At 66.8% G+C, this 12,151-nt stretch carries 13 protein-coding genes and 1 pseudogene; 8 read left to right on the plus strand and 6 right to left on the minus strand.

The features are described from left to right. The first annotated feature begins 49 nt into the window (after window positions 1-49). Genes TZ00_RS05875 through TZ00_RS05890 form a run of 4 tightly spaced genes read left to right on the plus strand, consistent with a single transcriptional unit; the run spans window position 50 to window position 4,121 of the window. Complete coding sequence (locus TZ00_RS05875) at window positions 50-826, plus strand: SDR family NAD(P)-dependent oxidoreductase (protein ID WP_044439942.1); 777 nt, start codon at window positions 50-52, stop codon at window positions 824-826. Further along, complete coding sequence (locus TZ00_RS05880; RefSeq protein ID WP_044439944.1) at window positions 827-1,576, plus strand: lysophospholipid acyltransferase family protein; 750 nt, start codon at window positions 827-829, stop codon at window positions 1,574-1,576. Continuing rightward, window positions 1,573-3,240, plus strand: a complete 1,668-nt coding sequence (locus tag TZ00_RS05885) for an FAD-binding oxidoreductase (protein ID WP_044439946.1) — start codon at window positions 1,573-1,575, stop codon at window positions 3,238-3,240. The genes TZ00_RS05880 and TZ00_RS05885 overlap by 4 nt, the downstream gene beginning before the upstream one ends. Continuing rightward, entirely contained in the window at window positions 3,237-4,121 is an 885-nt protein-coding gene (locus TZ00_RS05890) for an EamA family transporter (protein ID WP_044439947.1), read from the plus strand. Before TZ00_RS05885 ends, TZ00_RS05890 begins: the two co-directional genes overlap by 4 nt. Here TZ00_RS05890 and TZ00_RS05895 read toward each other — a convergent pair. Continuing rightward, window positions 4,090-4,764, minus strand: a pseudogene (locus TZ00_RS05895) (DUF4166 domain-containing protein). The gene TZ00_RS05890 and the pseudogene TZ00_RS05895 overlap by 32 nt on opposite strands. Continuing rightward, on the minus strand, window positions 4,764-5,411 hold the full coding sequence (locus TZ00_RS05900; protein ID WP_044440401.1) for a hypothetical protein: 648 nt from the start codon (window positions 5,409-5,411) through the stop codon (window positions 4,764-4,766). Before TZ00_RS05900 ends, TZ00_RS05895 begins: the two are co-directional and overlap by 1 nt. 76 nt (window positions 5,412-5,487) lie before the next feature. Here TZ00_RS05900 and TZ00_RS05905 point away from each other — a divergent pair, with 76 nt between their 5' ends. The 3 genes from TZ00_RS05905 (at window position 5,488) to TZ00_RS20085 (ending at window position 6,783) form a co-directional block, all read left to right on the plus strand. Beyond that, a complete protein-coding gene (locus TZ00_RS05905; protein ID WP_044440403.1) occupies window positions 5,488-5,931 on the plus strand; it encodes a nitroreductase family deazaflavin-dependent oxidoreductase in 444 nt (147 codons plus the stop codon). Then, window positions 5,928-6,545, plus strand: coding sequence for a DUF2510 domain-containing protein (locus TZ00_RS05910; RefSeq protein ID WP_044439949.1), 618 nt, complete (start codon window positions 5,928-5,930; stop codon window positions 6,543-6,545). Before TZ00_RS05905 ends, TZ00_RS05910 begins: the two co-directional genes overlap by 4 nt. Before the next feature lie 100 nt (window positions 6,546-6,645). After that, on the plus strand, window positions 6,646-6,783 hold the full coding sequence (locus tag TZ00_RS20085) for a hypothetical protein (protein WP_166428661.1): 138 nt from the start codon (window positions 6,646-6,648) through the stop codon (window positions 6,781-6,783). 10 nt (window positions 6,784-6,793) lie between these two features. Here the strand turns inward: TZ00_RS20085 and TZ00_RS05915 are convergent, their stop codons facing one another. The 4 genes from TZ00_RS05915 to TZ00_RS05930 are packed head-to-tail and all read right to left on the minus strand — an operon-like array spanning window position 6,794 to window position 10,911. Next, window positions 6,794-7,984 (minus strand): Dyp-type peroxidase, encoded by a 1,191-nt coding sequence (locus tag TZ00_RS05915; RefSeq protein WP_052521331.1) that lies wholly within the window; start codon window positions 7,982-7,984, stop codon window positions 6,794-6,796. After that, window positions 7,981-9,306 (minus strand): right-handed parallel beta-helix repeat-containing protein, encoded by a 1,326-nt coding sequence (locus TZ00_RS05920; RefSeq protein WP_052521332.1) that lies wholly within the window; start codon window positions 9,304-9,306, stop codon window positions 7,981-7,983. The genes TZ00_RS05915 and TZ00_RS05920 overlap by 4 nt, the downstream gene beginning before the upstream one ends. A 57-nt stretch (window positions 9,307-9,363) precedes the next feature. Beyond that, window positions 9,364-10,467 (minus strand): VIT1/CCC1 transporter family protein, encoded by a 1,104-nt coding sequence (locus TZ00_RS05925; protein ID WP_044439951.1) that lies wholly within the window; start codon window positions 10,465-10,467, stop codon window positions 9,364-9,366. A 6-nt stretch (window positions 10,468-10,473) separates the two neighbouring features. Continuing rightward, window positions 10,474-10,911: a DUF5997 family protein gene (locus TZ00_RS05930; RefSeq protein WP_044440410.1), complete on the minus strand. Its 438-nt coding sequence runs from the start codon at window positions 10,909-10,911 to the stop codon at window positions 10,474-10,476. Window positions 10,912-10,971: 60 nt separating this feature from the next. Here TZ00_RS05930 and TZ00_RS05935 point away from each other — a divergent pair, with 60 nt between their 5' ends. Beyond that, the gene (locus TZ00_RS05935; protein WP_044439953.1) at window positions 10,972-12,027 is read left to right on the plus strand and encodes a LysR family transcriptional regulator; all 1,056 of its coding nucleotides are present in this window, start codon (window positions 10,972-10,974) and stop codon (window positions 12,025-12,027) included. The last annotated feature ends 124 nt before the right edge of the window (window positions 12,028-12,151 follow it).

Raw genomic sequence — 12,151 nt, forward strand, 5'->3', positions numbered from 1 at the left:
AAACCCGCGTGCGTAAACGACGCCGTGAAGAGCAGACTAACCTAACCCCATGGCTGTAGCTCTCGTTACGGGAGGAACGTCTGGCATCGGTGCTGCGTTCTCCCGGTCCCTCGCTGCGCAGGGATATGACCTCGTTCTTGTCGCTCGAAGCGTTCCGCGACTGGAGGAGATGGCCGATGAAATCCGCGCGCTCGGTCGTTCCGTAGAGATTCTGCCGGCTGACTTGGCCGACCGCGCCGACGTCGCTCGGGTGGCCGAGCGACTCGAAGACCCGTCGAGGCCGATCGACATGCTGGTGAACAATGCGGGATTCGGCGTGCACACCTCTCTGATCGACGCCGATGTCTCGGCTCATGACCGGGCATTCGAGGTCATGTGCCGCGCCGTGCTCGTGCTCTCGGGTGCGGCGGCGCGGGGGATGCTGCCACGCGGCACGGGAAAGATCGTCAACGTCTCGAGCACGGCCGGCTTCGTGACGATGGGCGCGTACTCTGCATTGAAGGCGTGGGTCACGTCGTTCACCGAGGGGCTCGCCGTCGAATTGCGCGGCACGGGCATCGGTGTAACGGCTCTCTGCCCGGGCTGGGTTCACACCGAGTTTCATGTGCGCGCCGGAATCAAGGCGTCGAGCATTCCAAACTTCTTGTGGCTCGACGCCGAACAACTTGTCACGGCATGCTTGCGCGACGTCGACCGGGGCAGGGTAATCTCCATACCGACTGTTCGGTACCGAACCCTCATCTGGTTGGCTCGCCACGCACCGAGGAGTGCGATTCGCGCAGTCTCCGGGTCGATTTCCTCGAGTCGAAAGAAGCCGGTCACCTAGATGGCTGAAGAAGAACCCGCCTCAGCAGGGCGCCCCAGCGAAATGGCCGGTGAGCGCGATCGCTTCAACTCGCCCAGCGTCGCGGCTGCCCGATTCCTGGTGCAGCGCGGGCTCTTGAAGCCCCTCATCTGGTCGCTCACCCGTGTCACGGTGATCGGCCGCGAAAAGCTCAAGGACGTGGCAGGCGGCTTCGTGGTCGTCGCAAACCACTCCAGTCATCTGGATGCGCCGCTCATCGTCGGCTCGCTTCCCCGCCGCCTCGCGCGGTACCTGGCCACAGGGGCCGCCGCCGACTACTTCTTCGCAGTGTGGTGGAGGCGCGGTCTCACCGCACTGTTCTTCAACGCCTTCCCGGTGAAGCGCATGGAGTCGAAGGCCAAGTCGATCAGCGCCCGCTCACTGCTGTCGCGTGGAATTCCGATCCTGATCTTTCCCGAGGGAACCCGGTCGAAAGACGGCGAAGTCGGCACCTTCAAGCCCGGTGCTGCCGCGCTCGCGGCATCCTGCGACGTTCCCACCATTCCGATGGCCCTGATCGGCGCCCACGTGGCACACCCGCGAGGAGCGAACTGGCCCCGTCGGGGCCGTTACCCGGTCGGTGTGGTCTTCGGTGAACCGTTGAGGCCCGTTCCGGGGGAGACCCCGGGCCACTTCGCCGAGCGCACGAAGCAGGAGATCCTGCGCCTGCGCGACCTTCATTCGGCCACTATCCTTGGCCAGTCCCCACGATCAAGAGGAGCCCTGCAATGAGCGATGTCAAGCACATGAAATGGTGGGGCTGGGGCGTCGACGGCGTCGCCTTCCACCACGAGAACAAGCCGGGCTTCGCGCCCTTCGTGAAGAAGAATCTCGGACTCGACCTCAAAAAGACCAAGGGCGAACCGCCGGCATTCGCCGACATCGATGTTCCCTCCAGCCGGGCGGCAGAGTCCTTCGTTCTTCTCCTGGCCGGAATCGTCGGAGATGATCACGTCGAGACCGACGACATGTCCCGGGTCGTGCACACCTTCGGCAAGAGCATCCGCGACCTCATCCGCGTTCGAACCAGCGCGTTTCCCCGCGCCGTCGACGTCGTCGTGTACCCGGCCAACGAGGCCGAGGTTCGTCTGATCGTCGACGCGGTCGTCGCATCCGATGCCGTGGTCATTCCGTTCGGTGGTGGCAGCAATATCGCCGGCAGCCTCGAGCCCCTCGCCACCGAAGAGCGCACTGTGGTGTCGCTCGACCTCGGCCGACTCAACCGCGTCATCGAGCTCGACGCCGATTCGAGCCTCGCGCGCATCCAGGGCGGCGCCCAGGGTCCCGACCTCGAGGCCGAGCTCAACGCGGCCGGCTGGACCCTCGGACACTTCCCTGACAGCTTCACCCACTCCACGGTCGGCGGCTGGGTGGCGACGCGCTCGTCCGGCATGCAGAGCGACAAGTTCGGTGACATCGCCGACATCGCAAAGGGCCTGCGTGTCGTGCGCCCCGGTGGTGTGCTCGTTCTGCGCCCGCTGCCCAGCACCTCGACCGGGCCGAGTGTGCGCGAGATGATCCTCGGCAGCGAGGGGCGCCTCGGCATCATCACCGAGGTCACCGTGCAGATCCATCGCATCCCGGCCAAACGCGAGATCCTCGCCTACCTCTACCCCACGTGGGATGCCGGACTCGCGGCCATGCGTGAGATCTCCGAGAGCGACGCCACGCCCTCGATCACCCGCGTCTCCGACGGCAACGAGACGCTGTTCTCGTTCGCCACGTCGAAGAAGAGCAAGGGCGTCTCCGCCCTCGCCACAAAAGGCCTCGGCGTCTTCCTGAAGGCAAAGGGCTGGGACACCGAGAAGATGTGCCTGTCGTTCGTCGGAAACGAGGGCGGCGAAGAGCTGGTTGCGACGAACCAGAAGATCATCGCCCGCATCGTCAAGAAGCACGGCGGCATCACGGTGGGCAAGGGCCCCGGCGTGCTCTACGACCAGAAGAAGTTCGACACGCCCTACATCCGTGACTGGTTCCTCGACTGGGGCGGCTCGGCCGACGTGTCAGAGACGGCCGCGCCCTGGGCGAAGCTGCCCGAGCTCTACCGCAACGTGATCGCCAGCGCCAACCACGCGTTCGACGAGATCGGTGTCAAGGGCTGGATCATGGCCCACCTCTCGCACTCGTACCACTCGGGCGCGTGCCTGTACTTCACGTTCGCGTACCTCGACGAGGGTGACGCCATCGCGCACTACGACGTGGTCAAGCAGGCCATCCAGCAGGCTTTCATCGACGCGGGCGGAACGCTGTCGCACCACCACGGAGTGGGCCTCGAGCACGCCCCGTGGATGGAGCAGGACATCTCGACCGAGGGCGTCAAGATCATGCGTGGCCTCTTCGGAGCTGTCGACCCCGGTCGCCACTTCAACCCGGGCAAGGTTCTTCTCGACGAATGAGCCGCGCCCGTCTCGGCGGGCCAGTCGGTGCGGCGGGTCTCGTCGTCGCCGGGCTGGCGTGCCAGGAGGTCGGCGCAGCCTTCGCCGTGCTGCTGTTCCCGAGCGTCGGCGCTCTCGGTATGGTGGCGCTGCGCCTCACGTTCTCCGCGCTCATCCTGCTCGCCATCGCCCGCCCGTCCGTGCGCGGCCGCAGCCGCGGCGACTGGATGACGGTGGTGCTGTTCGGCGCGGCCCTCGCGGTGATGAACGGGTTGTTCTACGAGGCGCTGGCGCGCATCCCGCTCGGGGCGGCCGTGACCATCGAGGTTCTGGGGCCGCTCGTGCTCTCGGTGGCCACGAGCCGACGCGCATCCAGCTGGCTCTGGGCGGTGCTCGCCTTCGTCGGCGTCTTTCTGCTCGGGCAGGGCAGCTTCGGCGAGCTCGACCCCGTGGGCGTGCTGTTCGCCGCGGGAGCCGGTGCGACCTGGGCCGGCTACATTCTGCTGTCGTCGCGCACGGGCAGCCGATTCGCGCGCCTCGACGGCCTCGCCCTGGCCATGGCGATCGGGGCCGTTCTCACGCTGCCGCTGGGGCTCGCCGCAGCCGGCCCCGTGATCGTGCGTCCGGACATCCTGCTTCTGGGCGCTGCCGTCGCCGTGCTGTCATCGACGATTCCTTACGCCCTCGAGCTGTTCGCGCTGCGTCGCATCCCCTCGTCGACCTTCGCCATTCTCATGAGCCTGGCGCCGGCGATCGCGGCCCTCGCCGGGGTGGTGCTGCTGGCCCAGCACATCACGCTCGTCGGAGTGCTCGCCATCGCGCTCGTGGTGACCGCCAGCATCGGAGCGGTGCGCAGCGCGGGGCCGGGAGCTACTCCCGTCGCTCGTGCCGACGTGGTCTGAGCCGCGCAGGGGCATCCTTCGCCTCGGGGAACGTGCACGTGAACGCGCCGTCGTAGCCGAAGAGAAAGCCGAATCGACGGTTGGTAACGGTGAGACTGATGCGGTAGACGCCGGCCTCATCGTCGAAGCTCTCGCGGAGCTCGGCCCGTCCGCTGAAGATCATCGGAAAGCGGAACGCAATCGGTCCCTCGTAGAAGCGCTGCGCATCTGAGCGCAGCAGCAGGGAGCCATCGTCGTTCACCGTGAGGTCGAGGTCTACCGCCAAGTGCTGGTGCGTGCCGAGGTAGTCGATCACGCGCCCCGCACGCTCGCTTTAGATCATGGTGGCATCGAAGCGATGCGGCCGAGAGACCGCGCCGTATGTGCGCACGAAGGTGATCGTTTCGCGCCCCAGCGGATCGAGGTAGGGATAGTTCTCGACAGTGAACGGAACGTCGGTGCCTTGGATGGGCACCAGGATGTTGCGGATGCGCCCGACCCACAGAAAGGGAATCGTCCACCAGGGTCCGCGCCGGATGCGGCTCATCACGCCTGTTCCCACACACGCGTAGCCGGCCTCGAGGCCCACTCCGAACCGGCGCCGCATCATCGGGTGGAGCCTCGCGAAATCGTCGCCCAGGGCGGTTTCGAAGATACCCGTCATCACTCAACCAGTCCCGAGAGAGATGCTGGTGCGTCACTCATCGCGTCGTGCGAGCGCGGAGACCGTGCCGGGCGTGACAGGCAGCGTGAGGCCTTCGGACGCTCGGTTTTCCAGAGCGCGGCGACGGATGCGAGGGGCCAGGATTCCGGCGGTGTTCCGGTCTCGGCCCAGATGCGCAGCCGGTCGAAGCTCCAGGCTGTCATCCACCACACCACCCGTCGCAGCACTATGCGGTCGAGCAACGCTCCAGCCCGGCCAGCGAAGGGCACGTAGTCATAGCCCGTGGTGAAGGTGGTCGAGCCGTCGGTATTCGGCTGATAGCGCCAGTAACCGCGGCCGGATGCGAGTGGAGAGATGGGATCGTGGGTCGAGAACACGAGTGCCGAGGTTCGGGTGCCGCGCGCACCGGTGCGCTCGCCGAGGGAGACTCCGGTGCCCCGAATGGTGTGAAACGGCAATCGCCGTTCGTACCGGAACCGCGAGGGGGTGTCGGCCTCCGCCGGCGGCTCCGTGGTCTCGGGCGCGATCAGACTGAACCGTAGGTCCCAGCGCGAATGCAGTTGCGGGGTCTGAGTGAGCCGCCAGACCTCGTCGATGTCGGCCCTGATCGTGGTCTCGACATACAGTGCGCGATTCTGTCGAACCATAGCGTGCTCCTCCAGAATCATTCTGCTTGCCAGCGTAGTGTCGGTGCAGCAGACCATCGACCCGGAGGACCCCCCCATGCCACTGACAGGCGAGTACGAACCGAGCACGTCCGACTGGGCGCGCAAGCAGGTCGAGGAGTACGAAGGCTCGGGCGGCACGAGTGGCACCACGCTACGGGGCATGCCCGTGATCGTGCTCACCTCCGTCGGCGCGAAGTCGGGCAAGCTGCGCAAGACGGCCCTCATGCGTGTCGAGCACAACGGTGAGTACGCGGTCGTCGCCTCACTCGGAGGCGCCCCGAAGCATCCGGTCTGGTATTTCAATCTTCTGGCTCAGCCGCACGTCGAGCTGCAGGACGGACCGGAGAAGCGCGATTACCTCGCGCGCGAAATCACCGGTGAGGAGAAGGCCCTGTGGTGGCAGCGAGCCGTCGATGCTTACCCTGACTACGCCGATTACCAGAAGAAGACCGAGCGCGAGATCCCGCTGTTCGTGCTGACCGCGAAGGACTACGAATGACGAACCAACAGCCTTTCGACAATGTCACCCCTGCGGGCTGGTTCCCGGATCCTTCCGGTGGGCCGGGGAGCCGATGGTGGGATGGGCAGAAGTGGACGGAGCACGTCTCCGACCCCACCCTTTCGACCTTCGCTCCAGTAGGAGCGCCGCGACGAGTGGCTCAGGGCACTCCCGTCTACACGCCCTTCATCTGGCTGATCACGCTGCTTCCCCTCGTCTCGATCCTCGTCGTCGCCCTGTGGGACACCGATGCGTATATGCGCGCCTCGCTCAACTCCGCGAGCGATCCCTTTGCCCAATTCCGCGACCCGGGGTACCTGCTCATTCAGGCACTCGGGTTCGTCTTCTACGGCGTATCGGTGCTGCTTGCCTACTTCGACTTCAAGACGCTGAGTGCGCGAGGCTTCGACCGACCGTTCCACTGGGCGTGGACCTTTCTGGGCTCGACCGTGTACATCATCGGCCGAACGGTCATCGTTCGGCGTCGGGCGGGCGGCGGCGCGATGGTGCCCATCTGGATCACCATCGGCGTCTTCGTTCTGTCGATGATCGTGGCGACGGTCAAGATCGTCGACATGGTGTCCGTCGCGATGTCGTACGTGAAATCGTACTGACGCGGAATTCTCCCAAGTCGCCTGGATGGTCGGCCGGGCACACCCGCAGGGCCTATCGTCGAGTCAAGGGTCACCCGGGCTCTCGAAACGAGGATGCACCATGGGCGAGAAATCAGCACGCAAGGCCGTTGCCAAGCCGGCAGCACGCTCTCTCAAAGAGAAGCGAGCAGACAAGAAGACGAAGAGCGGCGCGGCGAATCACTCCTCCGACGCCGTGACCAACGTCAAGAAGAAGTAGCGCCTCAGGCTCAGAACGACAGCGGCGAGCTCGCCGAGAATCCCGGCAGAATCAGGAATGTCGCACTGCCCGTCGGTGTGGCGTACTTCATCAGGTCGTCGTTCTCGTCGAGCCGCTGCTGCGTGACGACGAATGTGCGCAGGGTGTTTTGGAAGCAGATGAACGCCAGGCCCGCATCGGCCTCACCATTCGGCAGCAGCCCGTCGTCGAACGCGTATCCGCGCCGCAGCATCAGCGATGATCCGGTGAACGAGGGGTGTGCCGCGCGCGCGTGACTGCGCAGCGGGGTGATGAATTCGCCCTCTGGCGTCTTCGCGTTCAGATCGACCTCGCCGTCTTTCGGCCCACCCGAGAGCGGTGTTCCGTCGATGCGCTCGCGGCCGATGACGCGCTCCTGCGCGGGCGTACCCAAGGCAGCGAATCGGGCCGTATCGAGGCGCAGCCGCCGGATGACGCACACGGTGCCCGCTGCCAGCGCAGCGTCGGCGGCCCCAGACCCGATCCACACGTTCTCGGCGAGTTCCTCGTCGCCGTGCGGCACGATGACACCGTCGAGGAAGCCGAAGGGGTTGCGCACCACGCCACGTTCACCGTGGCCTCGGAACAGGCGCTGACGCCACCGCGGGGTCGCACCCGGCACCAGAGTGAGCAGATCGTCGCCCACAGCCGTGAGCACGCTCGGATCGTCTGAGTAGAGCGCGAGCAGAAGGTCTCCGCCACGACGGTGAGGCTCGATGGTCTCGTCGCCGGCAAAAGAGGGCAGGTCTTCGGCGCCGGGCAGCGACGCGTCGCGCGCCGCAACGATCCGCGGGCCCAGGCCGACCGTGACCGTGAGATCGCCCGGGCCGTCGGGCAGAACGTCTGTCGGCGTCGCCTTCGTCGTGAGCTCGAGGATGCGCTGTCCGAGTGCGCCGAGCCAGGAGGTGTCGGTGCCGTCGAGGTCGCAGACGAGCAGCAGGCCGAAATGCTGAGGAGTCGCGGGCCTGGCTATTCCCGCCTGATACCGGCCGCTGGCGAGCACCGGCTGGCCGGACGAACCAGCGGGCGTGCCACCGGCATCCGGTTGCTGTGTCTCGCCGGGCCAGGAGCCCGTGGCCGTGAGCGCGCCCGCGGCGCCGGCGGCACCAGCGCCCACCGCGACGCCGAGCGCTCCGAGCAGCGCGCGACGGCTGGGGCCTTTGGCAGGTTCTGCGTCCGTCATCGGGTTCCGGTGCTGCTGACGAGCAGATCGGCGGCGGGAAGCGTGACGCTGGTCGTGTTGAAGGAGCCGGCGGGGCCGCTCGTCGGGAGTGCATCGGGAACAGCGGTCAGGTCGCCGTCGAGGTTGGGCTGAAGCACGGGCCGCCCCACCTTGAGGAAGGACACTCCGGCGGGCACCTGCACCTGGGGCAGGGCGGAGGCCGCTACGCCCGCAGAGGCACCGGCAGAGCAGGATGCCGCCAGGTCGCCGGGCAGCAGGCTGAGGCCGGTGTCCGGGGTGATGCAGGTGGTGGTCGTGGGGCTGCGCGTGGCCGCGACGTCGGCGACATCGACCCCGTTACCGGAGAGGGCGTTGTCGGTCAGGCGCGTTCCTGTCGTGGCGATGTCCTCGGTGTTCGACAGTTGCACGCCCGAGACGCTGTTGCCGGAGACGAGGTTGCGCTCGAGGGTGTCACTCTGTGCCCCTGAGAGACCCACGCCGATGCCGAACCCGCCCTGCGCCTGAGCGGGCGAATCCGCCGAGTTGTTGTCGGAGATCACATTGCCGACCACGGTTGCGCCGCGCTGAGGAACGAAGGCCTCCTGATACCAGCTGAGCAGGGTGAGCCCCACACGATTGCCCGAGAACCTGTTGCCCGTGATGACCACGGAGTCGGAGGCATTCGCGTTCTCATAGCCGATGGCATTGCGCTCCGCCACGTTGCCCGAGACCAGGATCGAGCAGTCCTGGCATTGGCCGACGTAGAAACCAGAATCCGCCGAACCGGAGGCGTAGTTGTTGCTGAGCACGCCGTTCTGCGAGTTGAAGGCGTAGATGCCGTAGAGGCCGTTGTTCGTGGCGGTGACGTGATCGACCTCGAAGCGCTGCAGGGGAGGGAACTTGGCCGGGTCGAGCTTCTGGTAGCCCGTGAGGTTGTGTGCCTGGGGGCCGTTCTCATCGTGCATTCCCGTGACGAGCACACCGTTGAATGTGTGCCTGGTGACCGTGAGGTTCTGCACGCGCACACCGTCGGCGATCACTTGGATTCCGTTTGCGCGGAGGCCCTCGCCATCGATGATCACTCCGTCGCGGTCGAGGCCGCGCAGGGTGATGTTCCTCGTCGACACGGTGACCTCTTCGGTGTAGGTGCCGGGGGAGATGAGCACCATGCCGCCCTCGGGCACCTTGTCGACCGCCTCCTGAATCGTCGCGGCATCGGCCGGAACACGCACGGTCGTCGACGACGAGCTCGTGGGGCCGGATGGGTTCTCACTGACGGCGCAGCCGCTCAGCGTGACAACGAGTGCGAGTGCCAGTACTGCGGGGAGGATGCGAAAATTCACATCGCGAGTTTATCGTCACAGAGGTGGCGACTTCGCTCGACTTTCTTGGCCGTCGGTTCAGACTCCGGTTGTGCCGAAGAGCAGACCGAGCAGATAGGTGACGGCGGCGGCCCCATAGCCGATGGCGAGCTGGCGCAGGCCGCGTTTCAGCGGAGAGGCGCCCGAGAGGATGCCCACGATGGCTCCGGTGCCGAGTAGCGCCAGGCCCACGAGCACCGCCGCGATCAGTAGCGCCGGAAGGCCTTCGATGCCGAACAGATAGGGCAGAACGGGAATGATCGCGCCCGAGGCGAAGAAGCAGAAGCTCGAAAGGGCGGCGCTCAGCCCTGTGCCGACAGCTTCGTGCTCATCGCTTTCTGCGTGAACGGTGGGGTCGGCCGTCAGAACGAGGTCGTGGGTGCGCAGCACTTCGCGTGCATGCTCCTCTGCTTCGGTCTCGCTCATGCCCCGTGCTCGGTACACGAGAGCGAGCTCATTGGCATCCACATCGAGGTCGGCGACAGCCGTACGGGCCTCGGGGTCTGGAGTGGACGACTCCAAAAGCTCGCGCTGCGAGCGCACCGAGACGTACTCGCCGGCCCCCATCGAGAGAGCGCCGGCCAGCAGACCCGCAATTCCGGTCAGCAGCACCACGTGGGTTGGCACGCCGCTCGCCGAGATTCCGATGACGAGGGCGAGATTCGACACAAGACCGTCGTTCGCGCCGAAGACTGCTGCCCGGAACGTTCCCGAGAGCCGCATGCGCCCCCGGGTCGCCAATCCACGCACGACCTCTTCGTGGATGCGCTCGTCTGCGGCCATCGCGGCCGTCGCGTCGGTGTCGGTGTCATAGGGCGACCGCCCCTCGGCTCGCTGCGCGAGAGCCAGTACGAAGACAGATCCGAAGCGTCGGGCCAAGAAACCGAGCACCCTGGTACGCAGGGCACCACGCATCGATGCCCCCGCCCGATCTCCGAGAAGGGCGCGCCAATGAGCTTCATGCCTGGCCTCGGCATCGGCGAGGGCCAGCAGAATCTCGCGTTCCTCACCCGTGCGTCGCTGGGCCAGATCGCGGTAGACGGCGGCCTCGAGCTGCTCGTCGGCGAGGTAGCGCCGCCAGCGCCGGATGTCGGCGGCACGCGGCGAGGCCGTGACCGGCCGTTCAGGAACCGATGCGCTCACCGCAGGTCAGTTCGAAGCGGCGGCGGCGCGCTGGCTCTCCTGGCGCGCGAGATGGGCGGCCTTGCGGGCCTTCTCCTCGTTCAGCTGCTTGACGCGAGCCGCCTCGCGGCGAACCTCGGCCTGCGTTGCGCGCTCGCGCACGAGCCACTCCGGACGGTTCGCCAGCAGGTCCTGGATCTCTGCGGTGGTAAGTGGCTCCGTCACTCCGCCGCGGGCCAGGCCCGAGATGGTGACTCCGAGCTTCGACGCCACGATCTGGCGCGGATGCGGGCCGTTGAGCCGCAGCTGCACAACCCACTCCGGGGGCGTGGCGAGCAGCTCGTCGAGCTGGGTGCGCGACACCGTGCCCTGCTGGAAGTCGGCGGGCGTCGCATCCAGAAGCACGCCGAGCTTCTTGGCCGCGGTGGCGGGCTTCATTGTCTGGGGGGTTTTCGCGGGCGTCATGATGCCAAGGGTAGCCTGAGACCGCACCGGTTGCCCGGTCACAAGCCTTCGAGGAGCCCCGTGGACATCGACCCGACCACCCTGAGATGGTTTTCCGCCGTCGCCACGGAGCTGCACTTCGGCCGTGCAGCCCTCTCGCTGGGAATCGCCCGTACCCGCTTGAGCAAGGCGGTGGTCGATCTCGAGGCGCAGCTCGGCTACCCGCTGTTCGACCGCGAGCAGCCCAGCACGCAACTGACGGATGCCGGTCGCTCGCTTCTCGAAGCCGCCCCCGAGCTGATCGTCGCCGCCGACGAGCGGGCCGCCATTGCCGCGGAAGAGGCGGCGCGGCCTGTTCCCTTCCGCATCTCCTTCGTCCCCGGCGTCACGATCACCAAGTGGACGACGGAGTGGGAGGCGCGCCATCCCGATGTTCCCCTTGTTGTGGTGCCGACGCCCGGCGACGAGGCAGTGTCTGTGCTGCGAGAGAGCGCCGTCGACGTGGCGTTCGTGCGCCTGCCCATCGACCGTGACGCGCTCAGCGCCATCCGGCTCTACGACGAGGTGCCCGTCGTTGTGGTCGCGAAAGACAACCCGTTGTCTGTGCTTGAAGAGGTTCGCCTGGCCGAGCTGGCCGACGAGCACCTCGTGCAGCATCCTGACGAGGTCGAGGGCTGGTCCGAGATCGCCACCGAGATGATCGAGGGGACTCGGCCCGATCTGCCCGAGCCCGCCTCTGTAGAGGACGCGCTCGACCTGGTGGCCGCGGGAACGGGCATCGTCGTGCTGCCGCACTCCGTGGCCCGGTTGCACGCGCGCAAAGACGTGGTGGCACGGCCCGTGCTCGACCTTCCGGAGACGCAGATCGCCCTGTGCTGGCTCACCGGCGACCCGAGCGACCGTATCGAGGAGTTCATCGGGATCGTGCGTGGTCGGCGGGCCACGAGCTCCCGCGCCGCGGGGCCCGGCGTCTCACCGAAGCCATCCACCGGTGAGAAGGCGCCCAAGGCGGAGCCCAAAAAGCCTCGCACGGGGGCGAAGGGCGGCGCGAAGGGCGCAGCCGCCAAGACCCCGCGCCCCCTGGGAACAGCGCGCAAGCCTCGGCCCTCCGGCGGCTACCGTCAAAAGGGCCGCTAGGCGCAAATCGAGTAATGGCTGCCCGAAACTGAGTAATCGATCGGTGTACCGTGCGCGACGCTCACCCATAGCGTGGAGGAGCCCGCGATCGTCGTGAGGCAGCCTCGAGACTCGAGGCGAGCAT

Origin of the sequence: Agreia bicolorata (assembly GCF_000938265.1) — a bacterium.
Taxonomy (GTDB): Bacteria; Actinomycetota; Actinomycetes; order Actinomycetales; family Microbacteriaceae; genus Agreia; species Agreia bicolorata.